The sequence below is a fragment of the Escherichia sp. Marseille-Q3837 genome (genome assembly GCF_916618735.1).
GTDB lineage: Bacteria > Pseudomonadota > Gammaproteobacteria > Enterobacterales > Enterobacteriaceae > Escherichia > Escherichia ruysiae.
In genome coordinates this window covers 1,454,231-1,471,909 of record NZ_CAKAKC010000001.1, presented here as the reverse complement: position 1 = coordinate 1,471,909, position 17,679 = coordinate 1,454,231, and the positions used below count along the sequence as shown (strand labels likewise).

The 17,679-nt window shown below is 52.0% G+C and carries 14 protein-coding genes; 7 read left to right on the top strand and 7 right to left on the bottom strand.

The window, feature by feature from the left end; all coding sequences use genetic code 11:
- Position 1 precedes the first annotated feature (1 nt).
- Together tamB and tamA are read right to left on the bottom strand one after the other, a co-directional pair.
- Positions 2–3,781 carry an autotransporter assembly complex protein TamB gene (gene tamB / locus LG381_RS06885; RefSeq protein WP_225762183.1) on the bottom strand — a complete coding sequence of 1,260 codons (3,780 nt, stop codon included), beginning with the start codon at positions 3,779–3,781 and terminating at the stop codon, positions 2–4.
- On the bottom strand, positions 3,778–5,511 hold the full coding sequence (gene tamA / locus LG381_RS06880; protein WP_032226403.1) for an autotransporter assembly complex protein TamA: 1,734 nt from the start codon (positions 5,509–5,511) through the stop codon (positions 3,778–3,780). Before tamA ends, tamB begins: the two co-directional genes overlap by 4 nt.
- A gap of 204 nt (positions 5,512–5,715) precedes the next feature.
- Between tamA and msrA the strand changes: the two genes are divergently transcribed.
- The gene (msrA, locus tag LG381_RS06875) at positions 5,716–6,354 is read left to right on the top strand and encodes a peptide-methionine (S)-S-oxide reductase MsrA (protein WP_000051459.1); all 639 of its coding nucleotides are present in this window, start codon (positions 5,716–5,718) and stop codon (positions 6,352–6,354) included.
- A 187-nt stretch (positions 6,355–6,541) separates the two neighbouring features.
- On the top strand, positions 6,542–7,885 hold the full coding sequence (locus tag LG381_RS06870; protein WP_000935031.1) for a hemolysin family protein: 1,344 nt from the start codon (positions 6,542–6,544) through the stop codon (positions 7,883–7,885).
- A gap of 59 nt (positions 7,886–7,944) precedes the next feature.
- On the opposite strand, the gene LG381_RS06865 is transcribed toward LG381_RS06870, so the two are convergent.
- The gene (locus LG381_RS06865) at positions 7,945–8,151 is read right to left on the bottom strand and encodes a DUF1107 domain-containing protein (protein WP_000689228.1); all 207 of its coding nucleotides are present in this window, start codon (positions 8,149–8,151) and stop codon (positions 7,945–7,947) included.
- Between the two features lie 324 nt (positions 8,152–8,475).
- On the opposite strand from LG381_RS06865, the gene LG381_RS06860 reads away from it, so the two are divergent.
- Entirely contained in the window at positions 8,476–9,033 is a 558-nt protein-coding gene (locus tag LG381_RS06860) for a YtfJ family protein (protein ID WP_225762182.1), read from the top strand.
- Here LG381_RS06860 and cysQ read toward each other — a convergent pair.
- Positions 9,023–9,763: a 3'(2'),5'-bisphosphate nucleotidase CysQ gene (gene cysQ, locus LG381_RS06855; RefSeq protein WP_000893402.1), complete on the bottom strand. Its 741-nt coding sequence runs from the start codon at positions 9,761–9,763 to the stop codon at positions 9,023–9,025. The two genes, LG381_RS06860 and cysQ, sit on opposite strands and share 11 nt — an antisense overlap.
- Before the next feature lie 170 nt (positions 9,764–9,933).
- On the opposite strand from cysQ, the gene cpdB reads away from it, so the two are divergent.
- Positions 9,934–11,877 carry a 2',3'-cyclic-nucleotide 2'-phosphodiesterase gene (gene cpdB / locus LG381_RS06850; protein WP_225762181.1) on the top strand — a complete coding sequence of 648 codons (1,944 nt, stop codon included), beginning with the start codon at positions 9,934–9,936 and terminating at the stop codon, positions 11,875–11,877.
- 128 nt (positions 11,878–12,005) lie between these two features.
- Here the strand turns inward: cpdB and LG381_RS06845 are convergent, their stop codons facing one another.
- Positions 12,006–12,386, bottom strand: a complete 381-nt coding sequence (locus LG381_RS06845) for a helix-turn-helix domain-containing protein (protein ID WP_225762180.1) — start codon at positions 12,384–12,386, stop codon at positions 12,006–12,008.
- Between the two features lie 88 nt (positions 12,387–12,474).
- Between LG381_RS06845 and qorB the strand changes: the two genes are divergently transcribed.
- The 3 genes from qorB to ytfE all read left to right on the top strand — a co-directional run bounded on the left by qorB (position 12,475) and on the right by ytfE (position 15,178).
- Positions 12,475–13,335, top strand: coding sequence for an NAD(P)H:quinone oxidoreductase (gene qorB, locus LG381_RS06840; protein WP_225762179.1), 861 nt, complete (start codon positions 12,475–12,477; stop codon positions 13,333–13,335).
- Between the two features lie 107 nt (positions 13,336–13,442).
- Positions 13,443–14,408: a DMT family transporter gene (locus LG381_RS06835; RefSeq protein ID WP_065228104.1), complete on the top strand. Its 966-nt coding sequence runs from the start codon at positions 13,443–13,445 to the stop codon at positions 14,406–14,408.
- Positions 14,409–14,515: 107 nt separating this feature from the next.
- Positions 14,516–15,178: an iron-sulfur cluster repair protein YtfE gene (gene ytfE, locus LG381_RS06830; RefSeq protein ID WP_000331451.1), complete on the top strand. Its 663-nt coding sequence runs from the start codon at positions 14,516–14,518 to the stop codon at positions 15,176–15,178.
- A 44-nt stretch (positions 15,179–15,222) separates the two neighbouring features.
- Here the strand turns inward: ytfE and cycA are convergent, their stop codons facing one another.
- Positions 15,223–16,635: a D-serine/D-alanine/glycine transporter gene (gene cycA / locus LG381_RS06825; protein WP_000228346.1), complete on the bottom strand. Its 1,413-nt coding sequence runs from the start codon at positions 16,633–16,635 to the stop codon at positions 15,223–15,225.
- Positions 16,636–16,943: 308 nt separating this feature from the next.
- Positions 16,944–17,564 carry an FKBP-type peptidyl-prolyl cis-trans isomerase gene (gene fklB / locus LG381_RS06820; protein ID WP_000211237.1) on the bottom strand — a complete coding sequence of 207 codons (621 nt, stop codon included), beginning with the start codon at positions 17,562–17,564 and terminating at the stop codon, positions 16,944–16,946.
- Positions 17,565–17,679: the final 115 nt, after the last annotated feature.

The following is a 17,679-nucleotide window of genomic DNA, read 5'->3' as shown; positions in this document are numbered from 1 at the left end:
GCTAAAACTCGAACTGATAGAGCAAATCCAGTGCCTGATCTACACCAGACACGGCTTCCAGATATAGCTTTGGCATCAGGCGATAACGTAACGTGAGTGTTGCTATAGAGTCAAATATCCCCACGCCGTATTTCACTTGTAGACCTGGTAATACATAGCCGCTGACCACCACCTGGGAGGAGTCGCCTACTCCCTCGGTGTCGAGAGCTAAATTACTTACGCCAAATGTCTCGCCGATTTTACCCACAATCTGACCACTTTGTGCAACCCCCAGACCAATCAGCATCGAGGTCATCGCCGCGCTGTCGCTCTGATCGCTTTCCAGCCCTTGTCCACGCAACAAGTAAGACAACGCAGCCTGTTGCGACATCGCCGGGTCAGAGAAGATCTCCGCTTTCGGTTCATCCGCCAGTCCGGTGACGCGAACACCGGCGATTACGTCGTCTTCTGTAGCATCCGGGTTACGAATTGCTTCGATATTAAGATACGGTTGATCCGGTGGACCAGAGAACAGCAACTCGCCTTTGCGAACGATCAGATCCTGACCATAGGCATGGAAGCGACCTTCCGGAATGTTGATCTGTCCGTTCAGCCCCAGTCCCTGTTTGTCCTGTACGACATTGAGATCGCCCGTCAGCCGCGCTTTCAGGCCAAAGGCATCAATGCGCACATTGTTGCCGACGTGGACAATCAGGTTGCTGTTAATCGGAATCGACGCAGTTTTCGCCTCCTCCGGTTGTAGGTTATCGTTGAGCATCACGACATCGCTGGAGACGCCCACCGCACTTTCTGGCAGATCGTGCACCACAATGCGCGCCCACGGTACGTCAACGCGACCATCAAGGGTAAACAGGCTTGGTGTGGCTTCGAATACGACATCTGGCGACACATCCATACGCACCATCGGCGGTACGGTGATCCGCACCTTACTGCCTTTTGCCGTCACCCGCGCGCGCCAGTTTTCAATCTGACTCCAGTCTGCATCCCCGTTCAGGTAAATGTCACCCTGCTGGGTTCGCACGGTGCCCGCAAGCGTCGAGCGCATACCGTTAAAGTTGACCGCAAGCTGGCTCGGCTGCATATCAAACGGCATAAAGTTGCCATCGATATCCACACCCGTAACCTGGAGCTGACCAAAGAGCTGCGGGCTTTGTACATCACCGCCCAGACGTAAATTAGCACTCACCATCCCCGCCGCTTTTTCCCCACGTGTAAAGATGGGGTTTACCATCGCGAGGTTAAAGTTGCGGATGTTGACGTTGCCACCGAGATTGCGGCGGCCTTGTGGATCGGTCACCTGCACCTGACCATCGAACTGACCATTATTAGCCAGGCGGATGGTCCAGCCCAGTTCAGCGCGGTTGTTGCGCAGTTCCGCCGTCAGATTCAGTGTCTGAAACGCCACCGGCAGCGCCGCGTCGTTGACGGTTTGCGTCACCTGCACGTTACGCCCGGAAAGGGTGATGCTACCCTGCGGCAGCCCTTCTTTGGTGGTGTCCCAGGCAACGTCTGCTTTACCTGTAAAGATGCCGCTTGCCTGAGTGGTTTCCGGCATAAACGGTTTCAGCATTGCCAGGTCGAAACGATTGAGATTCACCACCGCACGCCCTTCTGCACCGGCATCAATGGTTTGCGGCACGCACAGTTCCGCATTCGGGTTTACCCAGCAGTGCGGCCCGATGCTGATTTTTTGCTCCTGATTGCGGTAATCCAGCGCAATATCGCGGGTCAGCGACCACGGGCCGACTGGCGTCTGGAAGCGGGTATTACTCAGCGTTCCCTTCCAGCGTTCTTCTTTGCGATCAAAACTGCCCGCCAGATTGAGCTGTCCGGAAACCGGCTCGCCCTGAATCCGCAGTTGTAGCTCGTGCTGCTTTTCGCTGCCTTTCGCATTCAGGGTGACGAGGTTGATATTCACATCCGGCTGCGAAATTTGCTCAACGCGCACATCGAGTTTACCCGCAATCTGATCGGTGGATTTTATATCGCCTTCCACGCGAACCTGCGCCACGGAGAGTTCCTGCCAGCGCAGGCTGCGCGCGGTGATATCCGCCAGCAACTGCGGCGCGTCCACCGTACCGCGAACCTTCACCAACCCTTTCGCTGTACCGCCCAGCCCTGGCAGCGCGTTATCCAGACCCGGCGCGTTGATCGTGGCATCAAGATTGAGATCTTTTACTCCCAGTTCACCTTTCACTTCGGCACTGTTAGATCCCAGTTCCAGATGCAGACCAGGGATCATCCACTGCATATAACTGTTGCCTTTCAGCGTACCGTCAACGTTCACTTTGTTCTGTTTAACGTTACCAGTCAGCTTCAACTCCGGCACGTCCATCTGCCAGGTGCCGCCGTACAGGCTGCCGCGCGTTTTGATCAAACCATTGAGTTTCGACGGCCAGTCCGGAAACTCTTTCGCGGTGTTAATGCCGTTAAGCGTTAACTCACCACGCCAGCTAATCGCCTGCTGCCAGTCGAGCAACGCTTTCAACTCAGTTTTCCCTTCCAGCGCCGCGACGGTGAGTTTGTCGAGATTCACCTGCTGTTCATTACCTTTCGCATCGAGGGTAATGGTGGCTGGCGGGATCTCCTGTCCCTTCACTGCCGTGCGCATAGAGAGCGTGTAATCGGTCATTTTGCCGGTGAGTTTCAGTTTCAGATCGTCCGCCTGATACTGCTTCTCGCCGGTAAACGGCCAGTAAAGCTGTTTGCTGTTCACTTCGACGTTAAGCGGCAGTCCAGCCTCCGCCAGCCGCGTCTGAGCACGCAGATCCATATCCACCTGACCAGAAAGGTTAACGCCAATCTCCAGTTGTTCGCGCAGCGCACCGCCCACTTTCAGCTTCACTTTTTCACCCTTCAACGGCTCCACGTTCAGTGTGCTGTTGAGGGTGATATCTACCGGCCAGTTACCGGACAGCTGCGCCGTACCGCTGGCGTTAACGCTCCCCTGATTAGAGTCGATGTCCAGCGCGTCCAGTTTGGTATTGCCGTCGATGCTGCTCACTTTCAGCAACATGGTGCGCACGGTGATGTCCGTGTCGCCCGTCACGCGCAGCTGCTCGCCCTTAAACTCTTCAATATTCAGGTTGAGCGGCAAATGCACGTCGGTCATTTCCGGCAATACCGGGCGAGAAAAGAGATCTTTCAGCGTTTCGCCGAGCGGTTTTTCATCCGGCTGCGGATTTTCAATTTTCGGTTCGACGACTTCTTCCTGCGCCACTTCCGCCACTTTCGGCAGGGCAATCAGCAGGCCTTTCAGCGATGTCGGTTTCAGGGTCAGGGTTTTCTCCTGCCAGTTCAGACCGGAGGTGAAGTCCATCACCGACACCGTGGTGTCATCAATTTTGATATTGACGTTATCCAGCGCCACCCGCGTCAGGGTGATGGGATACGGCGTGGAGAGATCCAGCGGGCCGCTGTCTTCCTCTTCTTCAACCTGCTCTGAAGGGGGCATTTTTTTGCTGTCTATATTGACCTGAATGTCTTTCAGCGCCAGGTCATTAATACAAACGCTGCTGTCCCACAGGCACTCCAGCCCAACCGCCAGATGCAGATTACCCGCTTTAACCGCCACACCTGGCTGCTCATAACGAACGTCAGACAGAGTAAGGTCGCGCCAGCCGCCGGTCACCTTACCGATATCCAGCCCTGGCACCCAGCGATCTGCCGCTTTAAATACCAGATGCAAACCACTGGTGGTGCCCACCAGAAATGCCACCGATCCCAGCAACAGTAAGAGGACGACAACCGCGCCGAGGCTGATTTTTTTCCATAAACTCATAATTCTGGCCCCAGACCGATGTAAAACTGTAAACCATGCTCGTCTTTGTCAGCGACCGGAACCGCGAAATCGAGCTTGATCGGCCCGACTGGCGATTCCCAGCGCACGCCAACCCCGGTGCCAGTTTTAAAGTCACTGCGGCGAATATCGCTTACCGCTTCGCCGCTATCGACAAACACCGCGCCCCACCATTTTCCGGTCACGTTGTACTGATACTCCAGCGATCCGGTTATCAGTTTTGATGCCCCTTTCAGGTCACCATTGGCGTATTTCGGCGCAATAGATTTGTATTTATAGCCGCGAATGCTACGGTCACCCCCGGCAAAGAAACGCAGATCAGGCGGCACTTTGTCGAAGTCACCCGTTTCAATCCAGCCCAACGTGCCGCGCGTGACAAAACGATGGCGATCGTAGAGTGTGCGTATCCAGACGTTTTGCGCCTGAAACACAGAGAAATCGACGTCCGAGCCCCAGGCCGTGTTTGAATAGTCGATTGAGTAGCGTTGCGAGTCGCCCCAGGTCGGCATCAGGCCGCCGCGTGAACGCGTGCGGCTAATCATCACGCCTGGATAAAACAGCATCGTGGTGTTGGTAATTTCACCCTGGGTAAAGTGGTCAAGACTCCAGCGTAAGTTAATGGCGCGCTGCCAGCCGCTGGAGAGATCCCAATAACGGGAGGCCACCAGAGTTGTAGAGTCGGATTCCGTATCGTTCAGATCGGTGCGCTTAAAACCGCCCTGTACCAGATAATATTGTTCCAGCGGGTTCTTAAGCAGCGGCATTTTATAGCTAAAGTCGAGAGTCTGTTCCGGTGCAGAGATACTTGTGCTGGTGGTCAGGCTGTGACCGTAAGAGTTCATCCACGGCTTTTTCCACGTTGCTTTAACACGTGGACCTACGTCCGTTGAGTACCCTACCCCGGTTTCAATCGTGTTTTCCGTGCGCGGCGAAACGACGCCGGTAAGCGGCAATACTTTTGTTTCTCGCGCTTTATCAAACTGCGGTGCGACCACCACCGAGTTAAACCAACCAGTGGCGGAGAGACGGCGGTTCAACTCTGCCAGGTCTTTTGACTCGTATTCATCACCTTCTTTAAACGGAACAAGGTTTTGCAGATACTCATCGCGGATCTGTGAGCCTTCGAAGGTCACATGCCCAAAGCGGTAGCGTTCGCCACTGTTGTAATCAATATCCCAGTAGGCTTTATGCAAGCCAAGTGCAATACCCAACTGGGCTTTGGTAAATTCACTATCGAAATAGCCTTTGCGCAACGCGATGCTGGTTAAGGACTTTTTGAAATTTTCGTAGTCACCCTGATTCAGCACCGTGCCTATAGCCGGGCGAGTATCGAGCAACTTCAAATAGTCTTTATCGGTCCGTGCACCACCGCGCAGCACAACATCGGTGCCGCCAATCAAAATGGGTACGCCGGGCGTGACTTTGGCGATCAAAACCTGTCGCCCTTTCTTTGGCGGTGGTCGGAGATCAAATTCAATGGTCGGCTGGTAATAGCCCAGCGCCTTCAGGCCTTCGCGGATGGCATCATCGACACGCGCGCGAAATCGCCGGTCTGGCGTCACTTCATCACTTTCAATCGTAGAAAGCTGTGCACGAACATTTTTTTCCAGCTGTCCTGATAACCCTTCGACCTGTAGACGGACGTTCGCGGCGATAGCAGAACCACCAAAGCAGAGTAAGCTTACACAACATAACTGTCGGATATAGCGCACATTTTCTCCTGAATATCCTTTGTTCCTGCCCCTGGAACCCCGTTAAACGGCTTAACAAAAAACCAGCAATATGGATTTAAAAGCAGACTAAATCCAAAATATTTCTTATGTTTTACTTTATACACATTCACGAGAGTTATTGTGTGCAAATACGTCTCTTGTTACAACCTAAACCCCAAAGACCGATTTCGGGAGAGCGATACCATGAGTTTATTTGATAAAAAGCATCTGGTTTCCCCCGCCGATGCCCTTCCTGGACGTAATACCCCGATGCCCGTAGCCACGTTGAATGCAGTCAACGGTCACTCAATGACAAATGTGCCTGACGGAATGGAAATCGCCATTTTTGCTATGGGCTGTTTCTGGGGCGTGGAACGCCTTTTCTGGCAACTTCCCGGTGTTTACAGCACCGCCGCAGGTTATACCGGCGGCTACACGCCAAACCCGACTTATCGGGAAGTGTGTTCTGGTGATACCGGCCACGCCGAAGCGGTACGCGTGGTTTACGATCCGTCAGTGATCAGCTACGAACAACTGTTACAAGTATTCTGGGAGAATCACGATCCCGCACAAGGGATGCGTCAGGGCAATGACCATGGCACGCAGTATCGTTCCGCGATTTATCCGCTAACACCAGAACAGGATGCTGCCGCCCGCGCCAGTCTGGAACGTTTCCAGGCCGCGATGCTTGCCGCCGATGACGATCGTCACATCACCACGGAAATCGCTAACGCGACACCGTTTTATTATGCCGAAGATGACCACCAGCAATATCTGCATAAAAACCCGTATGGTTATTGCGGAATTGGTGGGATCGGCGTTTGCCTGCCGCCTGAAGCGTAGCAATAAAAGGCCGAACTAAAGCGAAATGAAGCAAAAATTTAACCCTCTGGCGACTTTACAGTACCTTACGCTATACTAGCCACTGAAAATGTCGGTTCACTCTCTTCGAACCGGCTTTCAATGTGTATTTCACACAAATTAATCAACTTCCCCTTCCGAGGATCTGACCTGAACGGTCGGATAAGATATGTTAAACAGTATTTTAGTCATACTCTGCTTGATCGCTGTGAGTGCGTTCTTCTCGATATCCGAGATCTCGCTTGCCGCCTCACGCAAAATCAAACTTAAACTGCTGGCTGATGAAGGCAATATAAACGCCCAGCGCGTTCTGGATATGCAGGAAAATCCCGGCATGTTCTTTACCGTGGTGCAAATTGGTCTGAACGCGGTGGCAATACTCGGCGGTATCGTCGGTGATGCGGCGTTCTCTCCGGCTTTTAATAGCCTGTTCTCCCGCTATATATCGGCGGAACTCTCTGAGCAACTGAGCTTTATTCTCTCTTTCTCGTTAGTGACTGGCATGTTTATTCTGTTTGCGGATTTAACCCCGAAACGCATCGGTATGATTGCGCCAGAAGCTGTGGCTTTGCGTATCATCAACCCGATGCGCTTCTGCCTGTTCGTCTGCACCCCTCTGGTGTGGTTTTTCAACGGACTGGCGAACATGATCTTCCGTATCTTTAAATTGCCAATGGTACGTAAAGATGACATCACATCTGATGACATCTACGCAGTCGTGGAGGCCGGTGCGCTGGCTGGGGTATTGCGTAAACAGGAACACGAACTGATCGAAAACGTGTTTGAACTGGAATCCCGTACCGTGCCGTCTTCCATGACGCCGCGTGAAAACGTGATTTGGTTCGATCTCCATGAAGATGAGCAAAGCCTGAAGAATAAAGTGGCGGAGCATCCGCACTCGAAATTCCTCGTCTGTAATGAAGATATCGATCACATTATCGGTTATGTCGATTCAAAAGATCTGCTGAACCGCGTGCTGGCCAATCAAAGCCTGGCACTGAACAGCGGCGTGCAAATTCGCAATACGCTGATCGTGCCTGATACGCTGACCCTCTCTGAGGCGCTGGAAAGTTTTAAAGCTGCGGGTGAAGACTTTGCGGTAATCATGAACGAGTACGCACTGGTGGTGGGGATCATCACCCTCAACGACGTGATGACCACGTTGATGGGCGATCTGGTCGGTCAGGGGCTGGAAGAACAGATTGTGGCGCGTGATGAGAATTCATGGCTAATCGATGGCGGTACGCCGATTGACGACGTGATGCGCGTGCTGGATATCGACGAGTTCCCGCAGTCGGGCAACTACGAAACCATCGGCGGCTTTATGATGTTTATGTTGCGTAAGATCCCGAAACGCACTGATTCGGTGAAGTTCTCCGGTTACAAATTTGAAGTGGTGGACATTGATAACTACCGCATCGACCAGCTACTGGTTACGCGAATCGACAGTAAAGCCACCGCCCTTTCGCCAAAACTGCCTGACGCCAAAGATAAAGAAGAAAGCGTCGCATAACCCCAGAAACATCAACGGCTCCTGAATCAGGAGCCGTCTTATTACTGCATAGCACTTGGTTAAGCCATCTCTGTTTGCAGACGCATAACCTGACGGTTAACTTCGGACATCACTGACAAATGCAGTTTATCCTTCACTTTTGGGATAAGAATCTTACCCTTATCAAATTCAAAAGCGCCAACGTCCTTGATGTATAACCGTCCACGGAACAGGATCTTCACGTACTTCGCCACCTGAAGTGGGTTGTACCGTTGGAAAATTTTCATTGTTGTCTCCTGCTGAGTATTACGCCTTTGCGGTGCCACAATCGGCCCAACTATTATGAGGCGCAAATTTTAATGCCTAATGACTATAGACTATCGGGGTAATGTTTCCAGCGTGTATAAATTTTTTTACCCTACTGTTACAATTATTCAGAATTATCTCTTCACCTAACCACAATCTTCAGTATAAACATTCATTTTTCATATGATTTGTGCGCTTGTCCGCAAACTGGCACCGCACTTGCGGGAAATTCGATAAATAGCACATATGATTAAAAGCCAGACCCAAGTGGTCGGATCACCTGCATACGATAAGAAGGAAACACTATGACCCTACGCAAGATCCTCGCGCTGACTTGCTTGCTACTGCCGATGATGGCCTCCGCGCATAAATTCGAAACTGGTCAGCGCGTACCGCCGATTGGTATTACCGATCGTGGCGAGTTGGTGTTTGATAAAGATCAGTTTAGCTACAAAACCTGGAACAGTGCGCAGTTAGCGGGAAAAGTGCGAGTACTGCAACATATTGCCGGTCGCACCTCCGCAAAAGAGAAAAATGCGACGCTGATTGAAGCAATTAAATCGGCGAAATTGCCGCACGACCGCTACCAGACCACCACCATTGTCAACACCGACGACGCTATTCCCGGCTCAAGTATGTTTGTGCGCAGCAGCCTGGAGAGCAATAAAAAGCTCTATCCGTGGTCGCAGTTTATTGTCGACAGTAATGGCATCGCACGCGGAGCCTGGCAACTGGATGAAGAGAGTTCTTCCATTGCAGTGCTGGATAAAGACGGTCGCGTGCAATGGGCGAAGGACGGGGCGTTAACCCAGCAAGAAGTGCAGCAAGTCATGGACTTGCTGCAAAAATTGCTTAATAAATAGAAACCCGGAATCCAGGATTCAGGAAGGATTCGCGCGGAGTATAATCCAGCGGTTTACCCTGCCAGTCGTGAACGTGTGCTCCGGCGGCGGCGGCCACGGCATGACCGGCAGCGGTATCCCAAATATTCGTCGGCCCGAAACGCGGGTAGAGCTGCGCCTGCCCTTCCGCCACCAGGCAGAATTTCAGTGAAGAGCCGATAGATGTCGTCTGGTGTTCACCAAGCTGTTGCAGATACTCTTTCAGCTCGGCATCCGCATGGGAACGGCTAATGACCACCAGCGGCGGACGGGCGTCGCGTACCTGAATCTGCTTGCGCACGCCGCACTCTTCTTTCCAGGCTTTGCCTTCCGCCGCGCTGTACATGACGTTCATTACCGGCGCATACACCACACCTAATACCGGTTTGCCTTTGTCAATCAGCGCAATGTTAACGGTAAATTCACCATTTCGTTTAATAAACTCTTTGGTGCCGTCCAGCGGATCTACCAGCCAGTAACGTTGCCAGTGCTGGCGGACTTCCCAACCGGGAGGATCTTCTTCGGAAAGAACCGGAATATCCGGCGTTAGTGTACGTAAACCGTCCATGATTACGGTGTGCGCGGCAATGTCCGCCGCCGTCACCGGTGAGTTATCCGCTTTGCTGACGACGTCCATCGGTTTTGTCCCGTCGTAGACCTGCATAATGGCATCGCCCGCATTCCGTGCGAGTTGACATACTTGTTCTAACATTCTCCACCTCTTTTGTTTCAGTGGTGTTAACTTGTTGTTTTACTTATACCCTATCGTTAAAGAATCCGCCAACTGTGATGGCGTCATCGTTTCCTGATTTATTATTTATGGCATCCTTCACGCTCCGTATGAAAGACGTCTCATCTTCTCGTTCATAAAAGGATGCCCAGATGGTTAAGTTTAGTGCAACGCTTCTTGCTACGCTGATTGCCGCCAGTGTGAATGCGGCAACAGTCGATCTCCGCATAATGGAAACCTCTGATTTGCATAGCAACATGATGGATTTCGATTATTACAAAGATACATCCACAGAAAAATTTGGACTGGTACGCACTGCGAGCCTGATTAATGACGCGCGCAATGAAGTGAAAAATAGCGTACTGGTCGATAACGGTGACCTGATCCAGGGTAGCCCGCTGGCGGATTACATGTCGGCGAAAGGATTAAAAGCGGGTGATGTTCATCCGGTCTATAAGGCGCTGAATACGCTGGATTATACCGTCGGCACGCTTGGCAACCACGAGTTTAACTACGGTCTGGATTACCTGAAAAATGCGCTGGCGGGAGCGAATTTCCCCTATGTGAATGCCAACGTCATCGACACTAAAACCAAACAGCCGATGTTCACACCGTATTTAATTAAAGACACCGAAGTAGTCGATAAAGACGGTAACAAACAGATGCTGAAGATTGGCTATATTGGCGTCGTGCCGCCGCAAATCATGGGCTGGGATAAAGCCAATTTATCCGGCAAAGTTACCGTTAACGATATCACTGAAACAGTGCGCAAGTATGTTCCGGAAATGCGCGAGAAAGGTGCCGATGTTGTTGTCGTTCTGGCGCACTCTGGTTTGTCTGCCGACCCGTATAAAGTGATGGCGGAAAACTCAGTTTATTATCTCAGTGAAATTCCTGGCGTTGACGCCATTATGTTTGGCCATGCTCACGCCGTTTTCCCGAGTAAAGATTTTGCTGATATCAAAGGGGCTGATATCGCCAAAGGTACGCTGAACGGTGTTCCGGCAGTGATGCCTGGCATGTGGGGTGATCATCTCGGTGTGGTCGATCTGCAACTCAGTAATGACAGCGGAAAATGGCAGGTGACGCAGGCAAAAGCGGAAGCACGACCGATTTACGACATCGCTAACAAAAAATCACTGGCTGCGGAAGACAGCAAGCTGGTCGAAACGCTGAAAGCCGATCACGATGCCACACGCCAGTTTGTCAGCAAGCCAATCGGTAAATCTGCCGACAATATGTATAGCTATCTGGCGCTGGTGCAGGACGATCCGACCGTGCAAGTAGTGAACAACGCGCAAAAAGCGTATGTCGAACATTACATTCAGGGCGATCCGGATCTGGCAAAACTGCCGGTGCTTTCAGCTGCCGCACCGTTTAAAGTTGGTGGTCGCAAAAATGACCCGGCAAGCTATGTGGAGGTGGAAAAAGGCCAGTTGACCTTCCGTAATGCCGCCGATCTTTATCTCTACCCCAATACGCTGATTGTGGTGAAAGCCAGCGGTAAAGAGGTGAAAGAGTGGCTGGAGTGCTCCGCCGGACAGTTTAACCAGATTGATCCTAACAGCACGAAACCACAGTCACTCATCAACTGGGATGGTTTCCGCACTTATAACTTTGATGTTATTGATGGTGTGAATTATCAGATTGATGTTACCCAACCCGCCCGTTATGACGGTGAATGTCAGGTGGTTAATGCCAATGCAGAGCGGATTAAGAACCTGACCTTTAACGGTAAACCCATTGATCCGAACGCCATGTTCCTCGTTGCCACCAATAACTATCGCGCTTACGGCGGCAAATTTGCTGGTACGGGCGACAGCCATATCGCTTTTGCTTCACCGGATGAGAACCGCTCGGTGCTGGCAGCGTGGATTGCTGATGAGTCGAAACGTGCGGGGGAAATTCACCCGGCAGCAGATAACAACTGGCGTTTGGCACCGATCCCCGGCGATAAGAAACTGGATATCCGTTTTGAAACATCCCCGTCAGATAAAGCCGCAGCGTTTATTAAAGAGAAGGGGCAGTATCCGATGAATAAAATCGCGACCGATGATATCGGGTTTGCGATTTATCAGGTGGATTTGAGTCAGTAATAGACATCTTTTTCGGCCTACAAATCATCAACCGCATCCGGCACTTATTGTCGGATGCGATGCTACCGTATCTTATCCTCCCTACAAGCCATAAACCGTAGGCCGGATAAGCGCAGCGCATCCGGCAGTTATGCCACACGTTCATCCCGCACCGCCAGCACCTCTGGCAGATGAATCTCAATCCAGTCCGCCAGCGCAGCAACCTTTTCACTCACCTGCTCGCCCAGCGGCGTGAGGCTATATTCCACATGCGGCGGCACCACCGGATACGAGATACGGTTAACAAAACCATCCCGCTCCAGCGCCTGTAACGACTGCGCTAGCATCTTTTCACTCACCCCACCGATTTTGCGCCGCAGGTCGCTAAAGCGATGAGTACCTTCGCGTAGCGCCACCAGAATCAACACCCCCCAACGGCTGGTGACGTGTTTCAACACCTCGCGCGACGGGCACTGTTCCGCAAAGAGATTGCCCTCTTTCAGTTGTTGCGACAGGCTAACCTGACTCATTTCATACTTACCTTTTTGTACGTACTTACTAAAAGTAAGTTTAGGTGTTAGCGTATTTAAACACAAGACAAAACGATGGAGACTTCCCATGATCGCTATTACTGGTGCCACTGGCCAACTTGGTCACTATGTTATTGAATCCTTGATGAAAACTGTTCCTGCCAGCCAAATAGTGGCTATCGTTCGTAATCCGGCAAAAGCCCAGGCCCTGGCAGCACAAGGCATTACCGTGCGTCAGGCTGACTACGGCGATGAAGCCGCACTGACATCTGCACTTCAGGGAGTGGAAAAACTACTGCTGATCTCTTCCAGCGAAGTGGGTCAACGTGCCCCGCAGCATCGTAATGTTATTAATGCCGCAAAGACGGCTGGCGTGAAATTTATCGCTTATACCAGCCTGCTACATGCAGATACCTCCCCGCTCGGCCTCGCCGATGAGCACATCGAGACGGAGAAAATGCTGGCTGATTCTGGCATCGTTTACACCCTTCTGCGCAACGGCTGGTACACCGAAAACTACCTCGCCAGCGCCCCGGCAGCACTGGAACACGGCGTATTTATCGGTGCGGCGGGCAATGGCAACATTGCCTCAGCAACGCGGGCAGATTATGCGGCAGCTGCGGCACGCGTGATTAGCGAAGCCGGTCACGAAGGCAAGGTTTACGAACTGGCGGGCGATAGTGCCTGGACGTTGACACAGTTAGCGGCAGAGCTAAGCAAACAGAGCGGCAAACAGGTTACCTATCAAAATCTGAGCGAAGCCGATTTCGCCGCTGCGCTGAAAGGCGTTGGTCTTCCTGCCGGACTGGCGGACATGCTGGCGGATTCTGACGTTGGCGCGTCAAAAGGCGGTCTGTTTGATGACAGCAAAACGCTGAGTAAACTGATTGGTCGCCCGACGACAACGTTAGCCGAAAGCGTAAGCAATCTTTTTAATGTTAATAACTAGTTAATTAAAGTGGCATCCTCCCGCATCCTCTCTGATAATGACGGGATGCCGGGAGCAATCATGTCTGCTTCCTGAACTTTCTTCTGACAGATCAATGGATGCCAGTAATGATTAGCGGCGTGCTGTACGCCCTGTTAGCAGGGTTGATGTGGGGGCTTATTTTTGTCGGGCCGTTGATTGTGCCGGAATACCCGGCGATGTTGCAGTCGATGGGGCGTTATCTGGCGTTAGGGTTAATTGCGCTACCCATTGCCTGGCTGGGACGCGTGCGTTTGCGTCAGTTGGCGCGTCGGGACTGGCTTACCGCCTTGATGCTCACTATGATGGGCAACCTCATTTATTACTTCTGCCTTGCCAGTGCCATTCAACGTACTGGCGCGCCTGTTTCCACGATGATTATCGGCACCCTGCCGGTGGTGATTCCTGTCTTTGCCAATCTGCTTTATAGCCAGCGCGACGGCAAACTCGCGTGGGGAAGACTCGCCCCGGCACTGATTTGTATTGGCATCGGCCTAGCGTGTGTGAATATTGCTGAGTTAAACCACGGACTCCCCGATTTTGACTGGGCACGTTATACCTCTGGCATCGTGCTGGCGTTAGTTTCCGTGGTCTGCTGGGCATGGTATGCCCTGCGCAACGCCCGCTGGCTGCGGGAAAATCCCGACAAACATCCGATGATGTGGGCAACGGCGCAGGCGCTGGTCACGCTGCCGGTTTCACTTATCGGCTATCTCGTCGCTTGTTACTGGCTGAATACGCAAACGCCGGACTTCTCCCTACCTTTTGGCCCCCGTCCGCTGGTGTTTATTAGTCTGATGATTGCGATAGCCGTGCTTTGCTCATGGGTCGGCGCACTTTGCTGGAACGTCGCCAGCCAGCGATTACCGACAGTGATTCTCGGGCCGCTGATTGTTTTCGAAACACTGGCAGGTTTGCTGTACACCTTTTTACTCCGCCAGCAAATGCCGCCGCTGATGACGCTGAGCGGTATCGCGCTGTTAGTGGTTGGCGTGGTCATTGCAGTCAGAGCAAAACCGGAAAAACCTTTAACTGAATCTGTCTCAGAAAGTTGACATGCTGGCTGTGAGTTAAATAAGCCTCTGCTACGTAAGGGTTATAGCATTTGCCTTAAAGATGCATTTAAAATACATCTTATATTATTAAGAATGAGGTATCAGCTATGGCTTATCGCGACCAACCTTTAGGTGAACTGGCGCTCTCTATTCCTCGCGCTTCAGCTCTGTTTCGTAAATATGATATGGATTACTGCTGCGGCGGTAAGCAGACGCTGGCGCGCGCGGCGGCACGTAAAGAGCTGGATGTTGACGTCATTGAAGCCGAACTGGCAAAGCTTGCTGAACAACCGATTGAGAAAGACTGGCGTAGCGCCCCGCTGGCGGAAATCATCGACCATATCATCGTGCGCTACCACGATCGTCACCGCGAACAACTGCCGGAACTGATTCTGCAAGCCACCAAAGTCGAGCGCGTTCACGCCGACAAACCAAGTGTGCCAAAAGGGCTGACAAAATACCTGACTATGCTGCATGAAGAGCTTTCCAGCCATATGATGAAAGAAGAGCAAATTCTCTTCCCGATGATTAAACAAGGCATGGGTAGCCAGGCAATGGGGCCTATCAGTGTGATGGAAAGCGAGCACGATGAAGCGGGCGAACTGCTGGAAGTGATTAAACACACGACCAATAACGTCACACCGCCGCCGGAAGCCTGCACCACCTGGAAAGCGATGTATAACGGCATTAATGAACTGATTGATGACCTGATGGAGCACATCAGCCTGGAAAACAATGTGCTGTTCCCGCGCGCGCTGGCGGGTGAGTGATCTAAAAGCTGGATGGCATTGCGCCATCCAGCATGATAATGCAGTTATTTCCGCAGTTCAGCAGCCCGCTTCTTACCAATAAACAACCAGCCCAGCCCCAGCGCGATAAACCACAACGGCGTAACCAGCAGCGCCTGTCGAGTGTCATCTTCCAGTGTCAGCAACACGACCACGAACACAAAGAACGCCATACATACCCAGCACATCAGCTTGCCGAGCGGCATCTTGTAGATTGATTTCTCATGCAGATGAGGACGCTGTTTGCGATACACAAGGTATGAGCAAAGGATAATCGTCCAGACGAACATAAACAGAATCGCGGAAACGGTTGTGATCATCGTGAACGCACCAATCACGCTTGGATTCACGTACAACATCACCACGCCACCGAGCAGACAGATGCAAGAGAAGGTCAGCCCTTTCGCGGGTACTGCGCGTTTAGAGAGTTTAGCGAATGCTTTCGGCGCGACGCCTTCCTGCGCCAGACCAAACAGCATACGACTGGTAGAGAAGACGCCGCTGTTAGCGGAAGAAGCGGCAGAGGTCAGCACCACAAAGTTGATCACGCTGGCGGCAGCAGGCAGACCCACCAACACGAACAGTTCAACAAACGGGCTTTTCTCCGGGACTACCGAACTCCACGGCGTCACGGACATAATCACAATCAGCGCGAAGACGTAGAACATAATGATACGGATCGGAATTGAGTTAATCGCGCGTGGCAGTGATTTCTCTGGATCTTTGGTTTCCGCAGCTGTTGTACCTACCAGCTCAATCCCCACGAAAGCGAAAACCGCTATCTGGAATCCGGCAAAGAAGCCACTTAAACCTTTCGGGAACCAGCCGCCGTCATTCCACAAATGCGCGAATGACGCTTCCACACCGGTCGGTGACTGAAAGTGCATCGCCACCATGACCAGGCCGACGACAATCAGCGACACAATGGCGACGATTTTGATCATCGCAAACCAGAACTCCATCTCACCGAACATTTTCACGGTGGCGAGGTTGAGCGTCAGCAGCAGCACTATCACCGCCAGCGAGGCGACCCAGTCGGAGAGATCGGGGAACCAGAACTGAGCATAAGCCGTGATCGCCACCACGTCTGCCATACCGGTTACAACCCAGCAGAACCAGTAAGTCCAGCCGGTGAAATATCCCGCCCACGGCCCCAGTAAATCGGAAGCGAAGTCACTAAAAGATTTGTATTCCAGATTCGAAAGCAGCAATTCCCCCATTGCCCGCATCACGAAAAAGAGCATAAAACCGATGATCATATAAACGAAAATGATCGACGGCCCGGCAAGGCTAATTGTTTTGCCGGACCCCATAAACAACCCCGTACCAATGGCACCGCCAATGGCAATAAGCTGAATATGTCGGTTTGTGAGATTGCGCCGTAGCGACTGTTCAGCCGGAGCCTGATCATCGGCAACGACTTTTACCTGATCTACCATGTTTTTTTCTTCCTGTACCTGTCTGTGTTGTTCAGGCTCTGCGGCCTTTAGTCAGTCTATGATACGACGAATCTGTATCGGGACTCATCGATATTAGGTAACAATACGCGGGATGAATACTAAGATTTAGATCTAATGTTAATTTTATGTTTAAAGTGGGTGTCATATCACGGTGATAACGCGAAACAGCTCACAAAAATACACGCTTACGGGGTCTTTTCAACACAAAATAGCGTCGTTTGGCAAACTGAAGGGTTTATTGCTGAATGCCTGCTCCCCTCTGGCTCGAGGGGAACAGAATGCGCTACTTAGAGGATTTCCAGCAGTTCGACTTCAAACACCAGGGTGCTGAACGGAGGGATGGACGCGCCTGCGCCACGCTCGCCATATGCCAGTTCCTGCGGGATAGTCAGTTCCCATTTAGAACCTACCGGCATCAGAGTCAGTGCTTCAATCCAGCCAGGGATCACGCCGTTAACCGGGAATTCGGCGGGCTCGCCACGGGCAACAGAGCTGTCAAATACAGTACCGTCAATCAATTTACCGGTGTAATGAACGCGAACGCGGTCGGTACGTGCCGGAATTGCGCCTTCACCCTGGTTGATCACGCGGAATTGCAGGCCAGATTCGGTGCTATTCACACCCTCTTTTTTGGCGTTTTCTTCCAGGTATTTCACACCTTCAGCAGCCATCGCCTGGAAACGCTGACGACGAACGGCATCGGCACGTTCGTGAATTTCACGCAGCGCGCGGTGCACCACATCAACCGGAACAGCCGGATGTTTACCTTCCAATGCATCGGCAATGCCTGCAACCAGTGCTTCTGGCAGCAGCCCTTGCAGGCCAGATTCACTAAGTTGTTGCCCTACCTGCAAACCTATACCGTAGCTTGCTTGCGCTTCGATGGTATCAAAAGTTGGAGTGGTCATCGTATTTCCTTTCTTCGGGTATAAAGTAGCGGGCAGCATATCAGCCACACTTCTTTGGGTAAAACTTTGTCGCGGGAATGATGACAAATCCCGGGGAAAAAGAAACAATAGCAAT